Below are 22,151 nucleotides of genomic sequence, written 5' to 3'. Positions count from 1 at the left end.
TGTATAAAATTTTATCAGAAATACCTGTGGGGTAATCTAATTCTGCAAAGGGGGCACCGCCAATTCACGGCGGTGCCCCCTCCTGCATATACGTTCTTACTTCTTTTCCTGTTTCAGTCCCTTGCCTTTCATCACATACCAGAGTGCGCCTGTGATACATACGGATGAATATGCCCCGCAGATTATACCTACCATCAGCGGCAGTGCAAATTCTTTAATCGAACTTACACCCATAACATATAATACTGCAACCATCACGAACGTTGTCAGTGAGGTATAAATACTACGTGTCAATGTACGTGTAATACATCTGTTCACGAGATCTGAGAGTTCCTCGCCGCGTTTCTTTGTCTTCATCTCCTCACGGATACGGTCAAAGATAACGATCGTGGCATTGATGGAGTAACCTACGATTGTCAGCATACATGCGATAAATGTATTACCTACTGATACCCTTGCAACAACGTAGAATGCAAGTACGACCAGAACATCGTGCAGCAGCGCCAGCACGGCACTCGTTGCAAAGCGGATGTCCTTAAACCTGAACCAGATATAGAGCAGCATACAAATTGTTGCAATCAGAACTGCTACGATGGCATCCTGTCTCATCTCCGAACTTACAGTTGAACTGATATTCTCTGTTGTAATCTCGTCCTCATTTACATTGAACTCATCTGTCATCGCCTTATTAAATGCTTCACGTCTGTCAAGTTCAAGTGTCTTTGTCTTGAAGATTACCTGATTGGTTCCTTCTACTTTCTGAACCTGCACATTATTGTCCCCTGTTGCATCTTCAATCAGAGGCACGATATTCTTGTCGATCTCCTCCAGACTGTAATCTTTATCAAAGGTCACGTTGGTTGAGGTACCGCCCTTAAACTCAAGGCTGTAATTTAATGCACCCTTGCCCTGGCTGCTGTTAATTCCCATAAATACAAATCCAGCCAGAACAATTACAATTGATATTGCAAAGAATATTTTTTTCTTACTTAGGAAGTCTATTGGCTTACGTTCCGGTTTTACACGGCCATAAACCTTTGTATTGCGGATTCCCACTGCATAGAAGGAATACACAATCAGACGTGTAATCACCAGTGCGGTAAACATGGAAACCACAATACCAAGTGCCAGAGTCTGTGCGAATCCTTTTACACTTCCACTTCCCTTCAGCCACAGCACGGCCGCTGCAATCAGGGTTGTAATATTTCCGTCCAGAATCGCCGACATCGCCTTATGGAAACCTGCATTCAGCGCAGCCCTTACGTTCTTGCCGGCCGACAGTTCCTCACGGACTCTGGCGAAAATGATAACGTTCGCATCCACCGCCATACCGATACCAAGGATAATACCTGCGATACCCGGAAGTGTCAGTGTAATATCAAATGCATTCAGCAGGACAAGAATCAGCCCCGTATAAATAAGCAGTGCAATACTTGCCGCAAATCCCGGAAGCAGGTATACAAAACACATGAAAATAAACACAATTGCAAGTCCGATCGCGCCGGCCTTTAAACTGGTGCTGATCGCTTCCTGCCCCAGCTGTGCACCAACAACATTGGAACGCAGCTCCTCGAGTTCCAGACTCAGTCCACCGATACGGATCGTGGATGCCAGCTGTTCTGCCGCTTCAAAATCCATACTTCCTGAGATCTGGGCCTGCCCGTCAAGGATTTCATTCTCCACATTCGGCACACTGACGAGTTCTCCATCATAGTAAATTGCAATCGTCTCTTTGCCTGCCGCTTCTTTTGTTGCAGCCGCAAACTTCTCAGTTCCTTCTTTTGTAAAGGAAAGCTCGACGATATTCTTTTTGTTATTCATTGAATCCTGCGTTGTTGCTGCAGATGCATTCTTAACATCTGTACCGGTGAGAACGATGGAACCATCCTCCTTTAGCTCATCGATCGTCTTGTTAAGCTTATATTCCCCAGCAGATACCTGTGAATAGTTAGCGTTGCCGTCACTGTCCTTTTCTCTGATAAAATACAGTGAGCCCGGCTGTCCTAATTCGTCCAGAATCTTGTTGGCATCCTTAACACCTGGAATCTCAATGCTGATACGGTCATCGCCCTCCTGATATACGGTAGCCTCTGTACTGTAACCTTCCACACGTCTCTGCAGCTTATAAATGGTATCATCCATATCTGCCTGGGACGGTGTGTCCCCTTTGACCTGATATGTAATACTTACGCCGCCTTCCAGATCAAGACCGAGCTTGATATTCTTTGCGGCACCTGAACCTGTTTTCCCGAATCCGACCACTGTTGTAAATCCCAACAGGGCAATCAGCAGGGCAGTCAGAATCAGGCTGATAATGCCTTTACTTTTCTTCATGAGTCACATTCCTTTCTTCATCTGCCAATGCAGCCTTTATCATAATCGCACATTCTACACGTTTACGTTCCATCTCACAGCTCACATCATACGTATCATGAATCGTATTGTGGAATTTATAAGAGTTTGCCATACAGCCGCCGCTGCAGTAGAATCTGGCAAAACACTTCCGGCATTTTTCTTTGGAATAGACGCTGCAGCCTCTGAAATCATCCGCGATTTCCGGTTTTACGATTCCGTCATCCACATTTCCCATCAGGAACTTTTCATCCCCGACAAACTGGTGGCACGGGTATAAATCCCCCCACGGCGTAACAGCCAGATACTCTGTCCCTGAGCCGCAGCCTGAAAGTCTCTTTGCGACACACGGACCGCCTTCTAAATCCAGCATAAAATGGAAGAATGTAAATCCTTCCCCCCTGCGCTCTCTTTCCACCATAGTCTTTGCCAGAATATCATATTCCCGGAAAATCTGCGGCAGGTCACTTTCCCGGATTGCATATGGGTCTGTGTCCTCTCCGACTACCGGTTCTATGGAAATCTGTTTGAACCCCAGCTCTGCAAAATGCATGACATCATTTGAAAAGTCAAGATTCTCCCTTGTAAACGTCCCTCTTATATAGTACTTCTCCTGGTTCCGGCTCTCCGCCAGTTTCTGAAACTTCGGTACAATCAGGTCATAACTGCCTTTTCCGTTTCTGAACGGGCGCATTCTGTCATTTACTTCCTTACGGCCGTCGAGACTGAGCACGACATTGTCCATCTCGCGGTTCACGAACTCCTGAATCTCATCATTCAACAGGACACCGTTAGTCGTCACGGTAAAACGGAAATGCTTATTGTGCAGCTTTTCCTGCTCCCGCCCATAAGCCACCAGGTCTTTCACAACCTGCCAGTTCATCAGCGGCTCCCCGCCGAAGAAGTCGACTTCGAGATTCCTCCTGTTCCCAGAATTCTCGATCAGGAAATCCAGTGCTTTCTTCCCCACCTCGTATGACATCAGGGCACGTCTCCCGTGGTATTCCCCTTCTTCCGCAAAGCAGTACTTACATGCCAGATTACAGTCATGCGCAATATGCAGACAAAGAGCCTTAACAACGGTCTTCCTCTGCTTCACTTCCCCTATATAGTCTTCATATATATCTCTTGCAAAAAGCTGTCCTGCCTCTGCAAGTTCAGCCACGGCCTCCAGCACTTCACAAAGTTCTTCTCTGGCATAGGTATCTTCCAGATTCCCGCAGAGATACTCCCGGGTCTCATCACTGCGTAAAGTTTCCGGGGTATGAAGGGGATTCATACCCTCCAGACAGCCGATCACGTCATATGCAATCTTGTCCACCACGTGCACAGAACCACTGTTCACATCGAGGACAATGTTATATCCATTATTCTGGTACTGATGTATCACAACAGATACCCCCACTTTCATCTTAATTCACATGCCCCGGAAAAGAATCCCGGTAACAAGCGTAAGGCAGCGGCCGAGGTCGCTGCCTTTCATGGTTCTTTACTAAATTATATGTATCTTATTTCTTATGTTCGCAGGTCTGATTTCCTACTGTACAGGAAGTCTTGCATGCTGACTGGCAGGATGTCTGGCATTCACCGCAGCCGCCCTTTTTTACTGTATTGTTCAATGTCTGTGTATTCAATGTCTTGATATGCTTCATGGTTCTCTCCTCCTACTATTCATGCTACAGGCATGTATTTACCTCGTAACATTATAGCATACTGTTATATGTTTTTAAAGTGTTTTTTTCGTGAACATAATCGTTGCATAATCGTATGTCTCAGGATCAGGATATCATCCCCCCAAGCATTCCGCCGCCTGCACAGAGCAAAAATGTTGTCAGTACATTGGCCCCGCTGCCCTGCAGTGTCCGGTACACCCCCAGAGAAATCAAAAGCAGCAGTCCAAAATACAGGATCCCAATCGTCAGTCCCCACGCAAACTTGCGTACCTTCGCCATCTTTCCTGCGGCAAACCCGCCGACAAAAGTAGAAATGACATAGATTGCAATAATTCCCCCTGTTACTTTTCCTTCATCCAGATTCAATTTATAAAGCAAAAGTGTCAGCAAAAGCAGCAGGATCCCTGTTACTACATAGGCGCACAAAAGGGCTTTCAGAATCCAGACAGCTTTTCCTTCCGCCCCGCGTCCTCTGTTTGTCTTTTTCTCCATCCCAAACCTCCTCGTCCATCATATACTAATACAGCATATGATTGTCCCGCGGGAAATATAACTTAAACGAAAAAAAACAGCAGCAGTTTAGGCGAAAGCCGATAAGGAAGTATTGAAAACAAACAGACTTAACGGCTGACAAACAAGGTTGCTATGAAAGACGAGTGAGAGGCATAACGCTTTTCACCCGTCTTTCTTCTTGTCACGCAATAGAAGCCCATTTTTAAGGTAACGAGTATAAAACCATTACGTCCCCCGTTTCCGCATCTGCAAAACCGCATGGCGCAAGGCTTTTTTGACCTCTACGGGCAGCAAGGAAAATCCTCTGTTATTCTTCATCTTTCAAGCTCTCCATTTCTTTTCGTAACTGCTTGATTGCAACGCTTCTTCGATACTGAATGGTGCTGCGATTGCGCCCATACAGCTTGCCGATTTGCTCGTCTGTGCAGCACAGGAAAAAGTGCAGCAGTATCAACTCCCGTTGTGCCGCCGTCAAGCGTTTCAATGCTTCGCCTAACTGTTCATTGTCTACAATTACAGTCTTGTTGCATACGGTAAAAGCGATTGGCTTGTCTTGCATTACGAAATATTCGTCCGTTGTTGACACGTCAAAATATTTCTCGTCACGCAGATAGTCAAGCGAGATTTTATGCTGCGCCCGCCGCTGTTTTTCCCGTACCGCGTCGATAAGCTCATGCCGTAATACAACTCTGCAAAACACATCAAAGACAAACTCGATATGTTCTTTTTGTTCCTTTGAATACGTCATTTTCATCACCCCCTTTCTGTCCGGAATGAGGGATATAACAAAAACCGCCTGTACAGCGCAAAACTGTACAGGCGGCTATGCTATATGATGTAATAAGGCATATATGATGATGTGTGTGCATTTTTATGGACGGAATACTCCGTCGGCGGGTAATGGTTTTTTTTGACCGTAAATTATGCGGTAGGTTATGAAAAACAGAAAAGGACACGGCGATACCTCCTTGATACCGTCATATCCTTAAAAAGGTAACTCTAATACACCCTCCATATTTCCAATTTTGAAAAAGGAAAACGGCGGCTTTAATTGTTATCACAAATAAAATAAGCCGATAACATACAGTTGGACTAACTGCGTATTATCGGCTCTGCGTCTTAGCGTCTGGCTCTTTGATAACTGACATATTTAATTGTTGTATGTTGATTAAGGTTTCTTGCTTGCATTCGGGACAGAATAGCGGAAAGTTTTTTAGCTCTGTATCCTCTCGAATTTTCAATCTTGTTTTATTTCCCCAGACAGAGCAACGTATCCATTCTATTTTGCTCATAACCGCCTCATTCCTTGCACTTAGAAAAGTGCAAGAACGATAAAATACTGATAGGGCAAAAATACAAGCACCAAAATTCCAATACGGCAACGCCTATCCAAGATGGGCTATCAGCTTTGAATAATCCAAGCATAGGCATAATTAAACAGCTTATAAAAAAAGCTCCATGTATTATAAGTAGATATTTCAGCCATTTATCCACTTTGGAGTGTGCATTTATCGCCAAGCCTGCAAAAAATGTTGCTAATGCCATTAGTGCATATCCTAACAAATCATAGTTAAAAAATAATCCAAATTGCTGAAAATCAAGAAGTTTAACAGCTTGTTGCGTTAAATCATTAAGTCGAACCGTTGTTAATTGAGCAAAATAAACCAGCAAGATAATTGTTGCATACACAGTAGCAAAGCCCGCTGAAATATAACCCGACAATTTGCATTTTATTTCAGAAAAATAAGCATATGCCCACATCATAATCACAAAACTAAAAGCTATAAACATTGAGCAAAAATAGCTGCCGCAATTAAACCCGATTAGCATAGACAATGCGAAACCGATGATAGAAATCAAGTTAATTACACAACTGAACATTCCTATTTTCCTATTCATTAACTTGTCCCCCTCTTTCAAAGAGAATATCTATCACTTTTTTAATATAGGCTTCTCTGTCGTTTGCTTTCGTGAAGTCATAGCCAAGAACTTGTTTTGCTACATCACTCCCTAAAAATGCCGTTTGCATTGCTGCGGTAAGAATAAACACCAATACGGATTTATCATCCTTTGAAATGTCATTTTTCAGGGAATGCATAAATCCTTGCTGCGTAAGAACAGAATTACAATTTTCCACATAATTCTGTAAATCTCCAAGAATAGAAATTCGGGAAATTGCAGAATGTTCAAAAAGAAAGTGAAACACATAAGAAGCCCAAGCTGTCAAGCGTTCTTTATCAGTTTGAAATGTTTGCTCCATATGAAAACCTGTCACTATCTTTCCTATAATTCGTTGCACACATTCAGTTATCAGATTGTCTTTGCTCCCAAAATGATAGTTGATTAACCCTAACCCAATATCTGCTTGTTCTGCAATCATACGGGCGGTAATATTTTTTGTGTCGCCGTTATATTGCTCTATTAAATCAGTAGTAACCTCAACAATATGATTTTTGACATTTTCGTTTTTACTCATTGTGATAGCCCTCCTTGAACAGCGTTCAATTATATTATATTGAACGCTGTTCAGAAAGTCAATAGGTTTAAAAAATTTACATACCGCCGTATTTATATTCGCTATTATTTTCAATACTATGACCTTGAATTCTCGCAACACAGGACACAAAAGATTGAGGAAGCCAAAAGGACAAATAAAATGTCCCGCACAAAACAGAATAGACATTGAAAAGCGTTGCAATTTTTTTGAGATTGCAACGCTTTCTTTTGCGGAAGTTTGGCAAAATCGGTTTTCCAACTGTTGTAGGTAGTGAAAGAAACTTTGCGCATATACTTGGCAAAATTGTTATACCAACCGTAGTAGGTACTAAGGAGGTAATCACATGGAAAATCGAAAACGCAAGGTGCAAATCATTGTTCGAGTGACAGAGGAAGAACGGGCGTTGATTGAAGAAAAGATAAAACAGTTCCCAACTCAAAATCTCGCCGCCTACGCCCGCAAAATGCTCATTGATGGGTACATCATTCTGCTTGATATACCGGAGATAAAAGCACATTCCGCGCAGCTTCAAAAAATAGGAGTTAACATCAATCAGATTGCAAAGCGCGTCAACCAAACCGCCCGTATCTACACCGAGGACATGGACGAACTAAAACGGCTCATGGACGAAGTTTGGAAGTCGGAACGGCGGTTGCTTTTGCAATTTAGGGGACTGACGAAATGAGGGTTTGGGAAACTTTCCAACAAGCGTTTTGCAGGACAAAACACGCAACAGGCTATCCTGTTGCTATGCTTGCTCCGAAATTAATAACTTACAATACTTACGAAAGGACGGAAAGAAATGGAACAGAAACGAGAACATGAACATAGTGATTGCTGCCTAAAAAGGGTAATCCGTTGCATGAAACGGTCCACTATAAAATCGGCGGTACAGTCTTTGAAGTATCTACCGTTTGCGGCGGCTCTGAACCGCTGTATGACAAAATGGTGCGGCTCATAAAATCGGAATCCGTCACATCGCCTACTGACAAAAAATCAGAAGTCCGCTATAATACAGATAGCAACCTGTTTGTCGGGCGTTCATCACAGGAGGAATGAACATGACGACAACAACGAATTACTCCGACAACATTACCGCTTTATATGCCCGCTTATCCCAAGAGGACGCGCTCGACGGCGAGAGCAACAGCATTGCCAATCAGAAGAAAATCCTTTTGAAGTACGCAACAGACAACGGCTTTTCCAATCCTTTGTTTTTCATCGACGACGGTGTTTCCGGCGTTACGTTTGACCGCCCCGGTTGGAATGAGATGATACGCCTTGCGGAAACGGGCAAGGTCAAGACGGTCATTGTCAAGGATATGTCCCGCATGGGACGCGAATATCTGAAAGTCGGCTACTACACCGAAAGCTTCTTTGACGACATTGGTGCGTTTCGCAGTGTGAGACAGCGGCAGCAATCGGCGGAAATGGAAAAGGCAGTAAAGCGGCGCAAAAAAGAACTGGAACAGGCACAAAAGCGGATTGCGGAGCTGGACCGTATCTTCAAGCGGATTTACGAGGATGACATATCCGGCGCTATCTCTCATGAACGGTTTTTGAAGTTGTCCGGCGAATATGAAGCGGAGCAAAAGGAACTGATGGCGTTTGCAAAATCCGAGCAAACGGCGGTCAATACTTACGAGCAGGACAAGGCTGATTTTGATAGCTTCGCCACCATTATCCGCAAGTATGTGGGAATAACGGAGCTGACGCCTACTATCATCAACGAGTTTATGAAGAAAATCGTAGTCCACGCCCCCGACAAGTCCAGCGGACACCGCCGCCAAAAGGTGGAAATCATTTGGAACTTCATTTGCAAACTGGAGCAGGACGAGGGCACGCAGACGCTTGAAAGAGAAAGAAAAAGCAAGACGGCATAGCCTTTCGACTATGCCGCCCCGCAATTACTAATTTACTTCCCTATGGGTGTTACCCTTTATCTCTGCCGCTGTCTTTATTATTATAACACTTTCATTTACTGCTCCATCTGCCGTCCTAAAAATCCTGCCGCACTCTGGGCAACCTTTTGTTCCAGTTCCCCGAATTTTTTCTTGTCGTCTTTATTTAAGAACACAACCGCCCCGATTGCATCCCCTTCACAGAGGATCGGGCAGATCACTTCTTCTTTGAATTCTTTTTCATCCGCCGTGATTCCGGCATATTTAGCGGAATCTGACTTTGCCAGCACCTGTTCTCTCGTCTGAATCACTTTTTCCAGTTCTTTACTGATATACTTATCCTGCAGATCTTTTTTCCCGCTGCCTGAGGCCGCCACGATCTGATCCGTGTCCGTGATACATACTGTGCATCCCATCGTCTGTGCCAGACTTTCGGAATATTGCTTGGCCAGCGTTCCCAGTTCCCCGATCGGAGAATATTTCTTAAGTATCACTTCACCTTCTCTGTCTGTAAATATCTCCAGCGGGTCTCCCTCGCGTATCCGCAGCGTTCTTCGTATTTCTTTCGGAATGACCACCCTTCCCAGGTCATCAATCCGCCTTACGATTCCTGTAGCTTTCATAAAAAATTCCTCCATTTAACGTCATAGTAATAATTAGCACTGCTACTATTATTTGTTAAACAGAGGAAAATATTCGTTGTTTCATCAGTTTTCCATTTCTACATATTGTTCGGCAATATTTTTCACATGATCCCCCATTCTTTCAAAATCCGTTAAAATCTCTGTAAATATGATGCCTGTCTGAGGCTTACATTTTCCTTTTTTCAGGCGCTGCATCTGTTTCTTAAAATATTTATCCCTTGTGTCATCAATCTTCTGTTCCATCGCCGAAGCCTTTTCAAGAATCACACCCGAATTTCCGGGAAGCATTTCTTTTACGATATCCAGCGCATCCATACACTGCTTCTTCATAATCTCCAGTTCTTCCCTGGCCGTTTCTGAAAATCCGGCATCCCAGCCTTTCAATTCCTTTGCATATCCGGCCAGGTTCACCGCATGATCGCCAAGGCGTTCCAGATTGCTGATGACCACATAATATCCGTTGATCTGGCGCGAATCTGCCAGAGACATTTCATTTGCCATCAGAGACACGATATAGCTTGATATTTCTGCATTCAGATAATCTATGTATGTTTCCCGCTCATCTATTTTTTTCAGTTCCTTATCATTATATTTAATCAGGACATTATAGGCACTGGAAATATTTTTTTCGACCATCGCCTGCATTCTCCCCACCTCATTTTTCACCTGAGAAATCGCCACTGCCGCCTGTCCGATCGCATAGGACGGTTCAAATCTGGTAATATACTTCAGCCTGTATTCCTCGTCCTCTTCCTTTCTGCTGTCAGGGAGAATTTTCTCCGCCGCGGCCGCCATATATGTTCCAAACGGAAGTAAGATCAGTGTGGTCACAATATTAAAAACAGTGTGCACATTTGCAATCTGCGAAACCGGATTTCCCGGTGCAAGTGCCTCCATCCAGCTCACAAAAGGTGTAACCAGACAGACCACCGTAAACAAAACGGAACCAAAAATATTAAACATCAAATGTATAATCGTTGTCCGCTTCGCATTCACCTTCATCCCAATTGATGCCAGCACCGCCGTGATGCACGTTCCGATATTCTGCCCGAACAGAATATAAACAGCACTTGACAGAGGAATCATCCCTGTCCCGGCCAGTGCCTGAAGAATCCCGACTGATGCGGAGGAGGACTGAATTACCGCTGTAAACACGGCGCCAATCAGAATTCCCACCAGAGGATTCCTAAAAGTCGTCATAAACTGGATAAATGCCGCCGAATCCTGCAGAGGCTCCATTGCATTCCCCATCATGTCCATTCCCATGAAAAGTATACCAAGTCCCGCAAAAATACTGCTGATATGATGTACCTTTTCATTTTTCACAAACATAATCGCAGCAACACCCGCAATGGCAAACACAGGCGCAATGGCCCCAATATCCAGCGCAATCAGCTGTCCCGTAATCGTCGTCCCTATATTGGCCCCCATGATAACCCAGACAGCCTGCTTCAGCGTCATCAGTCCCGAATTCACAAACCCGACCACCATAACCGTGGTCGCCGAAGAAGACTGAATCACAGCTGTAATCCCTGCCCCGACAAGGACCCCCTTCACCCTGTTCGAAGTCAGCCTCTCCAGAATCGCCTTCATCCGGTTCCCAGCCGCCGCCTCCAGCCCATTACTCATCATCTGCATCCCATACAAAAACAAAGCCAGCCCGCCCAAAAGCGCCAACACATCCTTAATACCCATGATCCCATTTACTCCTTCGTATCCCCATACTGTACGCCTAACCCTCACTTAACATCAACGCACTCCGTTCCAAGAATATCACGCAAAAATCCCCCCGGTCAACCAGCCCTTCCCCTTCTTAACACAATCTTAGCACAACTTCTTTAGTACACGGGCGTCAGCCTCGTGTACGTCCCTCCCCACATAAAGTCCCACCACGCGAATCCATCCGCAGCCCTCCGCCGATTTCCCCTCCCATGATCGCGCTATTACTGACCGGATGAACCGAAGCCTGCCGTAAGCCGGGGCGGGATGCCGGACGGACACCTGTGCTGTTTGAAATTCGTAAAGCAAGATTAGCAGCAGTAGGAGAATGCATGCAAAAGCAGACGGATAAAAGCTGCTCACCAAAGCAGCTTTTAAAGCCGCCTGAACCGTCTAATCACCAGATTAGGCGGTGAATGTGGCTGGTTCCGTCCGCTTTTGCGCGCATTCTCCTACTGCTGCTTATCGCAGCGCCCGAATCCTAAACAGCACAGGCGCCCGTCCGGCATCCCGCCCCGGCTTACGGCAAGCGCCCCCCTTCACCATCCCGTACAAGCAAGATCATATTGAAATCCTCACTTGATTCTGCTAAAATTTAGGTGATGTTAAATACACGCACAGGATGGAGTTAATCATTATGAGCCTGAAAATCCCTATAGAAACTTCCGCCAGACACATTCACGTCTCTCAGGAAGATTTTGAACAATTATTTGGTCCCGGCGTGCGCCTGAACTATGTAAAGGAACTCAGCCAGCCCGGACAGTATGCATGTAAAGAAAGACTCACGGTCATTGGTCCGAAAGGGCGTTTTGAAAAAGTCATCGTACTGGGCCCGTTCCGCCCGGCAACCCAGGTGGAGATTTCCGTAACTGACGCCAGAAGGCTCGGGATTCCCAGCGTCATCCGGCAGTCCGGAGATATCAAAGGAACTCCGGGATGTATATTAGAAGGGCCAAAAGGCAGAATAGAACTAAAGGAAGGGGTCATTGTGGCAAAACGCCACATCCATATGACACCTCTCGATGCCGTCCGGGCACATGTCAAGGATAATGACATCGTCTTTGTCATCACGACAAGCTATGAGCGTTCTCTGATTTTTTCAGACGTCGTTGTCCGCGTCAGCCCGGGCTTTTCTCTGGCAATGCATGTTGACACAGACGAGGCCAATGCCTTTGCCAACGAGGATAATCCTACCGGCGTGATTTTAAAATTATTTGACGGGCATACTTATAATCTGCAGACATGGGCAGACGAATTGCAGTCCGGAATCAACCGTTAGACGTAACTGTTCAGAACCATGAACAGTTACCGGTAGACAATAAACCAGATGGAGGTATGAAGAATGACTAAAATTGAAGAAGTAAGAAGTGCTATGGTCGCAGCTATGAAGGCCGGAGACAAGGAGAGAAAGGCAGCTCTCTCTTTTCTGTTATCAGCTCTCAAGAACAAGGCAATCGATAAACGTGCAGACCTGACTGAAGAGGAAGAGACCCAGGTTATTTTAAGAGAGATCAAACAGACAAAAGAAACTCTGGAAATGACACCTCAGGACCGCACGGATATCATCGACGAATGCAAGAAACGCCTCGCAGTTCTTGAGGAATATGCGCCTAAGATGATGGGTGAAGATGAGATTAAAGAAATCATCAACGGGGTATTGGCAGATCTGGGTATTGAAACTCCGACAGCAAAGGATAAAGGAAAGATCATGAAAGAACTGATGCCAAAAGTAAAAGGGAAGGCAGACGGAAAACTCGTCAGCAGCATAGTAGCATCCCTGATGGAATAAGGTTTATTCTTTTGGGATAATTGAAGTCCGCCCGTCAGGCGGCGCGCAGAGGGAGACAGCCCGTGGGATATGCTGTTTTCAGGCTGGTCATTCGCTAAGATGTACTAAATGAAGCAAGGTCGGATTTTACAGAACTAAAGAGATTCACTCCGTTTGCCGATGCAAACGCAGCTCAGCTCTTTATGGCATTTGATTTTGGAGAATCAAATGCCATCTGTAAAATCCGGCCTTGCTTCATTAAGTACCTCTAAAGCTTATTTTATGCCCGTAAAACAGCATATCCCACGGGCTGTCTCCCTCTGCACGCCGCCTGACGGGCTGGGTTCATCCGATTATCCGATAAGAATAAGGGGGCGATTCCAGACGGAATCTGACACGACAGTAACAGGCCAATTAATAGCTAATATATAGCTAGCGGTTGAAGACGGATACCAGCAGGCCTTCTTCGCGGATTGCGGCCCAGTGGGCCTCGTTGATCTGGGGGAGGAGGTATCTGTGGGTGATTAGTTTGTACAGGGGTATTTCTTTTTCCTGTGCTTTTTTTAAGAATGAAAAGCATTCTTCGTAGTCTCTTGAGGAGTAAAATCTTCCTCCGGACGGCATTGTTTCTTCATAAAATTTTGCCGTTGCTTTTCCCCTGCCTAATATGTAGCCGAGTTCGCATACGCTGCCGCTAGGTTTTATCAGGCGTTTTGCTGTGCTGCGCCCCAGGGAGGATGTGGTGCACTGGAAGACAGTGTCTGCCAGAGTCCCACCTGTGTATTTTTTGATCTTTTCCAGAATGGCCGGCATTCCTTTCTTGTCACGGTAGTCTATCACTTCCGGGGCACCGAATTCTTTTGCCAGTTTTAGTCTGGTTTCTGATCCGTCGATTGCTATAATCTGCCTGATTCCCATACATTTAAGCGCAGCGATTGCCGTAAGTCCTTCCAGACCGCATCCTAATACGATTACTTTTTTGGTATCTTCTAAATGATTTAATTTTTCTGCCCTCTGGACAGCGCTGTTTACTGCTATAGCAGTCTCAGTCAGCAGACGGGACTCCAGATCCAGATCATTGACCTGATATATTTGGTTTCCTGCCTGAAGGACTATATAGTTTGAGAACCACCCATTTGACATAATGCCCGAATGCATGCGGTTTCCGCTAAACGATGAAGCAGAGCCTCCTGCTTTTTTAACAGCCACTATCCGGTCGCCCACTTTCAGTGTATTTCCCTTCGCATCCTGAAGAGCGGGGCTTCCAAGTTTTACGATCACACCGGTTCCCTGCTGTCCTGTAAATACAGCCTGTCCGATTCTCTTTTCTTTCATAAATTCCGCAGTATCGGAAGGTGATACACAGCAGCCTTCGACCTGTACGAGAATCTCTTTCCCACTGATCTTTGGGATTTCACAGTCTTTAACTTCATAATTTTCAGGAGAAGAAAGAACTGCAGTCCTTCCTGTTTCCTTGCCCGTAAAAACAGGTTTTCTCTCTAGCGTAAAAGGTGTCTTATCCACTTTAGGAGTACCCACCTCAGACAAAACCTGTTTTACGATATCATCTATCTTTATGTCCATCTTCAATCTCCTTTACCAGGATATTTTTCTCTGATTCATGCCCATGCTGTCTGTACCCACCCTGTGCAGCAGCTTATCGATCCGGATCTTCACTACCACCTTACGGTAATACACAGGGGTACTCTCATGACAACACGGTTTGTGAGCATCTGTCGGATAAACAAGATAAAACATTCCCGGCTTCATCCTGATCTTGTCCCCACTTCCTTCCAGCCATTCAATATCCTTCTCGGGATCATAGGGTGTCCTGACCGTCAGATCCGACTTATCCGCATATTCCCACATTTCACTGCCTTCTATCAGTATCTGCACATCCAGATATTTATTGTGTGTTTCAAAGTCCGCCTCTGTAAAGCCCCGGGTCTGTCCTTCCTGTACAAACGCAAATCCCTTTCCGACCGGATATCTCCCGACCGGCAGATGCTCCTTTTCCACACGCTGTGCAAAACGGACCGCATCCCATAATTCAGGAACACTCCGCTGATAATAACAGATATGCTCCAGTTTATCCATTATCATAGTGCATTCACTCCATTCTCACATATTCTACAGAAGCCGTAATTCCTTCATCTTATTATAGACATCTGCCTTTGCCTGTGCATCAAGTGAAAGCGCCGGAAGCCTCTCATGCCCGTCCTTGTTTAGCACACGGTAATACATCGCCTGCTTGCATGCCAGAAACAGAGGGGAACTGTAAGCGTATATATCCATCGCATTTACCATCTTTTTAAACCAGACTGCCGCCTCATTGTAATCTCCTCGTTTTGCCGCCTGATATGCATTGACTGTAAATTCGGGGGCAAAGTTGGCAGTCGCATTGATAAACCCGTCCACGCCACAGACTAACAGGCCCATCGCCTGATTTTCGTAAGCAGAGAACACAGAAAAATCAGGATTGACTTCCTTTACTTTCTGCATAGCAAGCACATGGTTAAAATCATTGATTGTATCCTTGATTCCCACGATATTCGGATTATCCTTCACAAGCTTGCAAACCACGTCCGGATTAAAGCAATATCCTGTCAGGTCCGGGAAATTATATATTATAATAGGAAGTGATGTGTGTGAAGCAACATATCCGAAATATGCCTCAACCATCTCCGAACTGTATACACTAAAGTACGGATTAATCAACAGAACCCCGTCAGCCCCTGCTGCTTCTACATATTTCAGGAGCTCCATCGTATTTTCCAGACAGGTGTCGCCGACACCTACGATCACATTTACCCGGCCATTCACATGCTGGATCATTTCCTTTATAAAACTCTTTTTCTCCTCAACGGTCATAATACTGAATTCACCCGAAGTCCCTAGGTAAGCCAGACCATCCACACCATTTGCGATCAGAAAATCCGCCTGTCGTTTACTTGCTTCTATATCAATCTTACTTTTATCGTCAAAAATCGTGATGACCGGCGGGTTTACGCCACATAGCTTCTTCATCCTATTTTTCCTCCTTCTGATACCCCAGTTCTCTTGAAAGCGTCTTACCCGCCTTCAGCATCTCACCGGCTATCAGTTCTTTCTTATCTATCATCCTTGCTTTCGGTCCCGACACACTGATTGCCGCAACCATCCTGTGATAACCGTCATAAACCGGAACGGCCAGACACCACAGTCCTTCTTCTATTTCCTGATCATCTATTGCATAACCCTGAAGCCTGAACTCCTGAAGCTGTTTTCTCAGTTCTTCTTTGTTTCTTACAGTGTTCTCTGTAAATGCCTTGAAGTCAAGTCCATTCATAATATCACGGCTTTCTTCCGGAGGCAGGAAAGAAAGAAATGCCTTTCCGAGACCTGTACAATAGACCGGCTTTCTGGAACCGATCTGGGCATTTGTATTAATCGTACGTTCACAGTTCTCTTTTGCAATATAGACGATCTCCCCCTGTGAGAGAACTCCTAAGAAACATGTTTCTCCCAAAGTCTGCATGAGATGCTTCAGATACGGTGTGGCCATCCTTCCTATATCAAATCTGGAAGCAGCCACAGCTCCCAAACTCACAAGCTTTCCTCCAAGAGAATACTTCTTCTGTTCATCGGCAATGAGATATCCATTCTCCGCCATAGTCTGCAGGAGCGCAATCGTACTGCTCGGTGCATAGTTCAAACGCTCACTGATATCCTTGTTTGTCAGCCCATCGGAGCTGCTTTCTAAAAGTTCGAAAATCCTCAATACTCTTTCCGCAGATTTTACCGCCATAAAAACACCTGACCTTTTCCCAAAATAAAGGCTGACTCCAAATTTTTCTCATATTACGGATACACGCCTAATTTATCATTTGCTGCCTATATACACGAAAGTGTACATAGTTTCATTGATAAATTTACATTACCACGCCCAACTTTCCTTGTCAACTTTGTGTGAACAGTAACCAATAACGCAAAGTAGGACAGGAGCCATAAAATATGGCCGGCAGCCCTCAGGTTCCGGGGTCTCCCCGGAACCCGCCTCCCAGCCACCGCTCCTGTCACTGCTGTTATACTACACGAACAAGCATGAAATCAAACCTACTATGATAATCAGGATGATACCTACCACAGAGGCAATCGCCTGACCCAGCGTGTAGGTCTTCAGACCACCTGTAAAGTTAAATCCTGTCATATTTGAAACAATCCAGAAACCAGAGTCGTTTACAGTTGCCCCGAACAGCGCCCCATCCAGACACGCAAGTGCGATGAACACCGGGTGAATCGCTACCGTAGCAGCTACACTCTGCATGATTGCAAATGTTGTGAGTGATGCAACCGTACCCGAACCTGTAATCTGTCTGAACAAAAGGCCGAGTATCCAGCCAATCAGCAGGATCAGCACGATATTATTAGAGATGTTGGAAACCATGTCCTTAATCGCTTCGCTAACTCCTGATGCCGTAATAACAGATGAGAAGGAACCGCCGGCACCTGTAATCAAAAAAACAATGCCTGCCGACTTTAGTGCATTTGTTGCCACTTCCTCGGTCCGTCTGAGCCCCAGTATCTTAATAGAAACAGCCATTCCTGCAAGTGTTCCGAGCAGCATGGATATCGTTTTCTGTCCGAGGAAATCAATCCATGCCGGTGTCTTATCCATTACAGCTCCTGCAACCGTATTGATAAGAATAAAGATGATTGGTATTATAATAGGAAGAAGTGAGAGAAAGAACCCGGGCAGCTTTTCCGGGAGTATGAGTTCATCCACACTCAGTCCATTACCATTTTCGTCTTTCTCTGCATTCCAGAGTCCTCTGTCCATCAGTTTTCCATGTATAGTAACAGCTATCAGCGTCATAGGAATACCAAATAACAGACCGGCAGCGATCATAATGCCCAAATCAAATCCGAAATATTCTGGTGCCACAAGCGGGTTCGGAGTAGGAGGCACTAATGTGTGGGCAACACCCGCACCAATGGATATGGCGCCTACGATATAGCCGATACCCTTGTTCAGTTTTTTCATCAGTGCTACGCCGATCGGAATCAGAATCACAAATGTAACATCAAAGAATACAGGAATGGAGAGCACAAATCCTGCAAACCCGACTGCATACATTGCCCATTTATTCGGAAACAGTGAAACCAGTTTATCTGCAATTACGCTGGCTCCTCCGGTGTCACTGACAAACTGCCCCAGAATAATACCCAGACCGATTGGGAAACCGATGCTTGCGAGCATGCTTCCGAAACCATTATTGATCACATTGACTAACCCAGTCGTTACTGTGCCGTCAGCACCGGTAATATCTGTCAGAGGAACTTTTGTTAAAAATCCGAGAAGCAATGAACCAAGAATCAATGCAATGGCCGGATTCATTTTTGCTTTGATGATTAATAAAACAACTGCTGCAATAGATATAATCAAACCTATGATTAAAAATGATGTTGACATCTTTACCCTCCTGCATAACTGCTATGCTGGCACTTTTACTGACAGTATTTACAGTCTTGTGCCCTTCTTCACTTCAATGAGTGTCTTGTCTTTGTTCAGTTCAACTCCAAATCCCGGCTTGTCGCTGACTTTCAGTTTTCCGTTAACCGGCATCGGCTCGTCTTTCAGAAGTGGATAGTACTGAGGTACTACCTTATCAGCCTGAGGAGCCATCATCAGGCATTCTGTGATCGGTGAGTTTGTCTTCGTTGTTACATAATGATAACTGTATGTGCCGCTTCCGTGAGGAATCACAAGTTTCCCGTGGGCCTCAGCCATGTTGCCAATCTTGATCAGCTCTGTCATACCTCCGCACCAGCCGACATCAGGCTGGATCACGTCAAGGTCGCAGTCTTCAATCAGCATGCGGAATCCAAACTTGGAAGCCTCATGTTCACCGCCTGTTACCATAATTTGATTGCCGGCCGCTTTCTTTAAGTCTCTGTAAGACCAGTAGTCATCCGGGTTAAAGCACTCCTCAATCCAGTTAAACTTCAGATCAGCAGATGCCTGCATCAGTCTCTTGGCATAATACAGATCAAGTGCCATCCAGCAGTCCCACATCAACAGGAAATCGTCACCGCATTTTTCACGCATATCGGCTGCCAGATCGATACTTTTCCTCAAGCCTTCCATTCCATCATCTGGTCCGTAAACAAGCGGAATCTTTCCTCCGACAAATCCCATGTCCTTTGCAAGGTCCGGTCTCGGCCCGGTTGCATAGAATGTAAGTTCTTCACGGACTTTTCCGCCCAGCATTGCATATACAGGCTCCTCACGCAGTTTGCCGAGCAGGTCCCATAATGCGAGGTCAATCGCAGAGATTGCATTCATAACTACGCCTTTTCGTCCATAATACAGGGATGCACGGTACATCTGGTCCCATGCCGCTTCAATCTCATTGGCATCTTTTCCAACTACAAACCGGTCTAAATGGTTCATTACAAGCCATGCCGCAGGGTATCCGCCTGTGGTAATACCGAATCCTGTTACTCCATTATCAGCTTCCACCTCGACTACCAGTGTTTTCAGTGCATTGATCCCAAAGCTGGTCCTTGTCGCTTTGTACTCGGGATAGATACTCATTGGTGTTGCAATCTGTCTGACTATCCAGTGATCTTCACTCTGATCATGATAATCTGCTCCGCCGCCCTCCACTACATATGCGCGGATTGCTGCAATCTTTCTTCCCATTAATGCCATGATAAATACCTTCCTTTCTTGTAATTCATATATGTGAATTCAATTCTCATTTCTCACTAAGTTTATCATTTTTTTATAATTAAGTCAACACGGAATAGATCTTTTCGACAGTATAGTCAATTTCTTACGTTATTTTTTGTCTATTTTGCACAACCTCTTTCCTTTTACTTATTTTTTGTAGGATTGCTTTTTCAGAAAATATCAAGTATACTTTACTGGACAGCCGGAAGGCTGTCTTAATCTATGAGAGGGTAAAGTAATTACTATGTTTGTATTGATCTTCAACCAATTGTTAAAAATGCTTATCATTATGATACTGGCTTTCATCTGTTATAAACTGAAAGTTGTCACACAGGAGGGGAATAAAGCGATTTCCAATCTCCTGCTTATGGTTGTGAATCCTTGTCTGATCATTACTGTCTATCAGACCGATTACAACGCAGGCCTTGTAAAAGGTCTTCTGATTGCATTTGTCGCTGCATGTGTATCCCACATCATCGGGATCGTTATGGCAAGGTTTCTTGTACCGGAGAAGAATAATCCGGAGTATTATCTCGACCGCTTCGGCGCTGTCTACTCCAATTGTGGCTTTATCGGCATTCCTTTGATATACAGCGTTCTTGGGAACGAAGGAGTCTTCTACCTCACGGCATATATGACGGTGTTCAATCTTTTCACCTGGACGCACGGACTCAGTCTTCTGGAGAATAAGTTTTCCTTAAAACAGCTTAAAGAGGGGCTTCTCTCACCCATGATTATTGCCACCCTTGCGGCAATTGTATTATTTTTTATCAGGTTCCGTATTCCGGCGACGGTCCTCGCATCAATGAATTATGTTGCAGACATGAATACACCGCTCGCCATGATGGTTGCTGGATTTTCTGTTGCACAGGCAGATTTGAAACGGATTTTTTCCAACCTGCATATATACTGGGTCAGCTTTTTAAAACTGATTGTGATGCCGCTGCTTGTAACCCTGTTCCTTTATATCACCAGAATCAGCCATGATATTGCCTACACCACACTGATCGCGGCTGCCTGCCCGACTGCTACGACTATGACTATGATGGCTATACGCTATGACAGAAATTATACATACGCCTCGGAAATATTTGCTTTCTCAACCGTTTTGTCAATGGTCACCATACCGGTTGTCACCTTTATCGCCGGATTTTTAATACACTGATTAAAAGACAAAGAACCGGCCAGTAATCCGCTTTTTTTAAGCGTTATTACTGGCCGGTTCTTTTTTATGCCCGCATAAACTGATCTTATTTATCCATACAGTTCTGACATGGTGTATAGCCTTCTTTCTCCAATTCTTTCAGAGATTTTTTTGTTTTTTTCTTATTTTTATCTGCCATCTTTTTCACACTGCTGCAGGAAGGACGATGGACTTTCTTTGTATTTGTATTCAGAATATAGGAGCCGCCATTTTTCTCTTCTTTCGTGTTCTTTACTGCCGGTTCTGCATCTGAACGGGTTCCTTTTGGTTCTCCTGCTCTCCAGCTTTCATCGGGCGACATATTCCATGTAATCTTCTTACCATCTGAGACAGCAACTATCGTTCCCTGCTCATCCGTCCTGAAAACTTTTATTCCCTCTGTTCTCAACAGGTTCATCACTTCTGCATGGGGATGTCCATATGAATTGTCTTCCCCGCAGCTAATCACTGCATACTGCGGGTTCACTGCTTTTAAAAAGCCCTCTGTTGTCCCGCTCCTGCTGCCGTGATGACTAACTTTATACACATCCGCGGACAGTTTCTGCTTTGTTTTCAACATTTCCTGTTCTGATTCCTCTTCTGCGTCTCCCACAAACAGAAAATGGTTGTCTCCATGTTCCAGTCTGATTGCAATAGAGTAGTCATTCGCGCTGTCATATTTACGCTCTGACGGGGCCGTTACTGTAAAGGAAGCATCCCCCAGCTGATAGGTGTCTCCCGTCTTCGGGTGAAGTGCTTTATAGTTTTTTGCCTTCAGTGTGTCTACAACCTCTTCATATGTTTTCGTATCCTTACTGTAATCTGGCATCATTACTGTAGTGCAGTCAAATTTATAGATAATGACATCCAGTCCCCCAATGTGGTCTGCGTCCGGATGGGTCCCGATTACATAATCCAGCTTCTTGATTCCCTGCTTCTGGAGATAACTCTGAACAGCAGTTCCTTTGTTGTTATTTCCTGCATCGATCAGCATTGCATGTCCATCTGACTTGATGAGCGTCGCATCCCCCTGCCCTACATCTATGTAGTGCACTTCAAGTAAACTATTACTGCTTTCTGTCCCGGCGGCTTCTGCTCCTTGTAAGCCTGTCATCCAGCCTATACAAAGCAGAAAAGCCGCCATGAATATTGAAATTATTTTGTTTCTAATAGCCCTTTTTTGCAT

Annotated in this window: 23 protein-coding genes; 6 read left to right on the top strand and 17 right to left on the bottom strand. The window is 44.9% G+C overall.

Going from position 1 to position 22,151, the window contains the following annotated elements; all coding sequences use genetic code 11:
* Positions 1 to 96: 96 nt before the first annotated feature.
* The 8 genes from secD to A8806_RS24000 all read right to left on the bottom strand — a co-directional run bounded on the left by secD (position 97) and on the right by A8806_RS24000 (position 7,014).
* On the bottom strand, positions 97 to 2,334 hold the full coding sequence (secD, locus tag A8806_RS24035; RefSeq protein WP_109733704.1) for a protein translocase subunit SecD: 2,238 nt from the start codon (positions 2,332 to 2,334) through the stop codon (positions 97 to 99).
* Complete coding sequence (scfB, locus tag A8806_RS24030) at positions 2,321 to 3,742, bottom strand: thioether cross-link-forming SCIFF peptide maturase (protein WP_109733714.1); 1,422 nt, start codon at positions 3,740 to 3,742, stop codon at positions 2,321 to 2,323. Before scfB ends, secD begins: the two co-directional genes overlap by 14 nt.
* 118 nt (positions 3,743 to 3,860) lie before the next feature.
* Positions 3,861 to 4,004, bottom strand: a complete 144-nt coding sequence (gene scfA, locus A8806_RS24025) for a six-cysteine ranthipeptide SCIFF (protein ID WP_009002406.1) — start codon at positions 4,002 to 4,004, stop codon at positions 3,861 to 3,863.
* A 126-nt stretch (positions 4,005 to 4,130) separates the two neighbouring features.
* Complete coding sequence (locus tag A8806_RS24020; RefSeq protein WP_109733703.1) at positions 4,131 to 4,517, bottom strand: TIGR04086 family membrane protein; 387 nt, start codon at positions 4,515 to 4,517, stop codon at positions 4,131 to 4,133.
* 328 nt (positions 4,518 to 4,845) lie between these two features.
* The gene (locus A8806_RS24015; RefSeq protein WP_109733702.1) at positions 4,846 to 5,286 is read right to left on the bottom strand and encodes an RNA polymerase sigma factor; all 441 of its coding nucleotides are present in this window, start codon (positions 5,284 to 5,286) and stop codon (positions 4,846 to 4,848) included.
* 355 nt (positions 5,287 to 5,641) lie between these two features.
* Positions 5,642 to 5,830 carry a cysteine-rich KTR domain-containing protein gene (locus A8806_RS24010; RefSeq protein ID WP_109733701.1) on the bottom strand — a complete coding sequence of 63 codons (189 nt, stop codon included), beginning with the start codon at positions 5,828 to 5,830 and terminating at the stop codon, positions 5,642 to 5,644.
* A 7-nt stretch (positions 5,831 to 5,837) separates the two neighbouring features.
* Entirely contained in the window at positions 5,838 to 6,437 is a 600-nt protein-coding gene (locus tag A8806_RS24005; protein ID WP_109733700.1) for a hypothetical protein, read from the bottom strand.
* Complete coding sequence (locus A8806_RS24000) at positions 6,430 to 7,014, bottom strand: TetR/AcrR family transcriptional regulator (RefSeq protein WP_109733699.1); 585 nt, start codon at positions 7,012 to 7,014, stop codon at positions 6,430 to 6,432. The genes A8806_RS24005 and A8806_RS24000 overlap by 8 nt, the downstream gene beginning before the upstream one ends.
* Positions 7,015 to 7,378: 364 nt before the next feature.
* On the opposite strand from A8806_RS24000, the gene A8806_RS23995 reads away from it, so the two are divergent.
* The 3 genes from A8806_RS23995 to A8806_RS23985 all read left to right on the top strand — a co-directional run bounded on the left by A8806_RS23995 (position 7,379) and on the right by A8806_RS23985 (position 8,918).
* Positions 7,379 to 7,720 (top strand): plasmid mobilization protein, encoded by a 342-nt coding sequence (locus A8806_RS23995; protein ID WP_109733698.1) that lies wholly within the window; start codon positions 7,379 to 7,381, stop codon positions 7,718 to 7,720.
* 173 nt (positions 7,721 to 7,893) lie between these two features.
* Complete coding sequence (locus A8806_RS23990) at positions 7,894 to 8,094, top strand: hypothetical protein (RefSeq protein ID WP_242996256.1); 201 nt, start codon at positions 7,894 to 7,896, stop codon at positions 8,092 to 8,094.
* Positions 8,091 to 8,918 carry a DUF4368 domain-containing protein gene (locus A8806_RS23985; RefSeq protein ID WP_354016705.1) on the top strand — a complete coding sequence of 276 codons (828 nt, stop codon included), beginning with the start codon at positions 8,091 to 8,093 and terminating at the stop codon, positions 8,916 to 8,918. The genes A8806_RS23990 and A8806_RS23985 overlap by 4 nt, the downstream gene beginning before the upstream one ends.
* Before the next feature lie 95 nt (positions 8,919 to 9,013).
* On the opposite strand, the gene spoVT is transcribed toward A8806_RS23985, so the two are convergent.
* Positions 9,014 to 9,559: a stage V sporulation protein T gene (gene spoVT, locus A8806_RS23980; RefSeq protein WP_109733696.1), complete on the bottom strand. Its 546-nt coding sequence runs from the start codon at positions 9,557 to 9,559 to the stop codon at positions 9,014 to 9,016.
* Positions 9,560 to 9,643: 84 nt separating this feature from the next.
* Positions 9,644 to 11,275, bottom strand: a complete 1,632-nt coding sequence (locus tag A8806_RS23975; protein WP_109733695.1) for a Na/Pi cotransporter family protein — start codon at positions 11,273 to 11,275, stop codon at positions 9,644 to 9,646.
* Positions 11,276 to 11,936: 661 nt separating this feature from the next.
* On the opposite strand from A8806_RS23975, the gene pduL reads away from it, so the two are divergent.
* Both pduL and A8806_RS23965 read left to right on the top strand, forming a co-directional pair.
* Positions 11,937 to 12,578, top strand: coding sequence for a phosphate propanoyltransferase (pduL, locus tag A8806_RS23970; protein ID WP_109733694.1), 642 nt, complete (start codon positions 11,937 to 11,939; stop codon positions 12,576 to 12,578).
* 63 nt (positions 12,579 to 12,641) lie between these two features.
* Complete coding sequence (locus A8806_RS23965; protein ID WP_109733693.1) at positions 12,642 to 13,088, top strand: GatB/YqeY domain-containing protein; 447 nt, start codon at positions 12,642 to 12,644, stop codon at positions 13,086 to 13,088.
* Between the two features lie 411 nt (positions 13,089 to 13,499).
* On the opposite strand, the gene A8806_RS23960 is transcribed toward A8806_RS23965, so the two are convergent.
* The 6 genes from A8806_RS23960 to rhmD all read right to left on the bottom strand — a co-directional run bounded on the left by A8806_RS23960 (position 13,500) and on the right by rhmD (position 19,761).
* Positions 13,500 to 14,651: a zinc-binding dehydrogenase gene (locus A8806_RS23960; RefSeq protein WP_109733692.1), complete on the bottom strand. Its 1,152-nt coding sequence runs from the start codon at positions 14,649 to 14,651 to the stop codon at positions 13,500 to 13,502.
* 12 nt (positions 14,652 to 14,663) lie between these two features.
* Positions 14,664 to 15,170, bottom strand: a complete 507-nt coding sequence (locus tag A8806_RS23955; protein WP_109733691.1) for a NanQ anomerase/TabA/YiaL family protein — start codon at positions 15,168 to 15,170, stop codon at positions 14,664 to 14,666.
* Between the two features lie 27 nt (positions 15,171 to 15,197).
* Positions 15,198 to 16,094, bottom strand: coding sequence for a dihydrodipicolinate synthase family protein (locus A8806_RS23950; RefSeq protein ID WP_109733690.1), 897 nt, complete (start codon positions 16,092 to 16,094; stop codon positions 15,198 to 15,200).
* Between the two features lies 1 nt (position 16,095).
* Positions 16,096 to 16,854 (bottom strand): IclR family transcriptional regulator, encoded by a 759-nt coding sequence (locus tag A8806_RS23945; protein WP_109733689.1) that lies wholly within the window; start codon positions 16,852 to 16,854, stop codon positions 16,096 to 16,098.
* A gap of 282 nt (positions 16,855 to 17,136) precedes the next feature.
* On the bottom strand, positions 17,137 to 18,519 hold the full coding sequence (locus tag A8806_RS23940; protein WP_109733688.1) for a GntP family permease: 1,383 nt from the start codon (positions 18,517 to 18,519) through the stop codon (positions 17,137 to 17,139).
* Positions 18,520 to 18,567: 48 nt separating this feature from the next.
* Positions 18,568 to 19,761 (bottom strand): L-rhamnonate dehydratase, encoded by a 1,194-nt coding sequence (rhmD, locus tag A8806_RS23935; RefSeq protein ID WP_109733687.1) that lies wholly within the window; start codon positions 19,759 to 19,761, stop codon positions 18,568 to 18,570.
* 265 nt (positions 19,762 to 20,026) lie between these two features.
* Between rhmD and A8806_RS23930 the strand changes: the two genes are divergently transcribed.
* Positions 20,027 to 20,947: an AEC family transporter gene (locus tag A8806_RS23930; RefSeq protein WP_109733686.1), complete on the top strand. Its 921-nt coding sequence runs from the start codon at positions 20,027 to 20,029 to the stop codon at positions 20,945 to 20,947.
* Positions 20,948 to 21,032: 85 nt separating this feature from the next.
* Here A8806_RS23930 and A8806_RS23925 read toward each other — a convergent pair whose 3' ends face one another.
* Positions 21,033 to 22,079, bottom strand: a complete 1,047-nt coding sequence (locus A8806_RS23925) for a ComEC/Rec2 family competence protein (protein ID WP_242996254.1) — start codon at positions 22,077 to 22,079, stop codon at positions 21,033 to 21,035.
* Positions 22,080 to 22,151: the final 72 nt, after the last annotated feature.

This window comes from Faecalicatena orotica (assembly GCF_003149245.1).
Lineage (GTDB): Bacteria > Bacillota > Clostridia > Lachnospirales > Lachnospiraceae > Faecalicatena_A > Faecalicatena_A orotica.
This window is presented reverse-complemented; position numbering and strand designations above follow the sequence as displayed.

Coding starts and splice junctions, on each gene's coding strand:
- A8806_RS23975 (WP_109733695.1), bottom strand. CDS start 11,275: ATGGGTATTAAGGATGTGTTGGCGCTTTTGGGCGGGCTGGCTTTGTTT.
- A8806_RS23985 (WP_354016705.1), top strand. CDS start 8,091: ATGAACATGACGACAACAACGAATTACTCCGACAACATTACCGCTTTA.
- A8806_RS23950 (WP_109733690.1), bottom strand. CDS start 16,094: ATGAAGAAGCTATGTGGCGTAAACCCGCCGGTCATCACGATTTTTGAC.
- A8806_RS23945 (WP_109733689.1), bottom strand. CDS start 16,854: ATGGCGGTAAAATCTGCGGAAAGAGTATTGAGGATTTTCGAACTTTTA.
- A8806_RS23925 (WP_242996254.1), bottom strand. CDS start 22,079: ATGACAGGCTTACAAGGAGCAGAAGCCGCCGGGACAGAAAGCAGTAAT.
- A8806_RS23965 (WP_109733693.1), top strand. CDS start 12,642: ATGACTAAAATTGAAGAAGTAAGAAGTGCTATGGTCGCAGCTATGAAG.
- A8806_RS24005 (WP_109733700.1), bottom strand. CDS start 6,437: ATGAATAGGAAAATAGGAATGTTCAGTTGTGTAATTAACTTGATTTCT.
- spoVT (WP_109733696.1), bottom strand. CDS start 9,559: ATGAAAGCTACAGGAATCGTAAGGCGGATTGATGACCTGGGAAGGGTG.
- A8806_RS24020 (WP_109733703.1), bottom strand. CDS start 4,517: ATGGAGAAAAAGACAAACAGAGGACGCGGGGCGGAAGGAAAAGCTGTC.
- A8806_RS24000 (WP_109733699.1), bottom strand. CDS start 7,014: ATGAGTAAAAACGAAAATGTCAAAAATCATATTGTTGAGGTTACTACT.
- A8806_RS24010 (WP_109733701.1), bottom strand. CDS start 5,830: ATGAGCAAAATAGAATGGATACGTTGCTCTGTCTGGGGAAATAAAACA.
- A8806_RS23960 (WP_109733692.1), bottom strand. CDS start 14,651: ATGGACATAAAGATAGATGATATCGTAAAACAGGTTTTGTCTGAGGTG.
- A8806_RS23955 (WP_109733691.1), bottom strand. CDS start 15,170: ATGATAATGGATAAACTGGAGCATATCTGTTATTATCAGCGGAGTGTT.
- A8806_RS23995 (WP_109733698.1), top strand. CDS start 7,379: ATGGAAAATCGAAAACGCAAGGTGCAAATCATTGTTCGAGTGACAGAG.
- pduL (WP_109733694.1), top strand. CDS start 11,937: ATGAGCCTGAAAATCCCTATAGAAACTTCCGCCAGACACATTCACGTC.
- secD (WP_109733704.1), bottom strand. CDS start 2,334: ATGAAGAAAAGTAAAGGCATTATCAGCCTGATTCTGACTGCCCTGCTG.
- A8806_RS24015 (WP_109733702.1), bottom strand. CDS start 5,286: ATGACGTATTCAAAGGAACAAAAAGAACATATCGAGTTTGTCTTTGAT.
- A8806_RS23940 (WP_109733688.1), bottom strand. CDS start 18,519: ATGTCAACATCATTTTTAATCATAGGTTTGATTATATCTATTGCAGCA.
- rhmD (WP_109733687.1), bottom strand. CDS start 19,761: ATGGCATTAATGGGAAGAAAGATTGCAGCAATCCGCGCATATGTAGTG.
- A8806_RS23930 (WP_109733686.1), top strand. CDS start 20,027: ATGTTTGTATTGATCTTCAACCAATTGTTAAAAATGCTTATCATTATG.
- scfA (WP_009002406.1), bottom strand. CDS start 4,004: ATGAAGCATATCAAGACATTGAATACACAGACATTGAACAATACAGTA.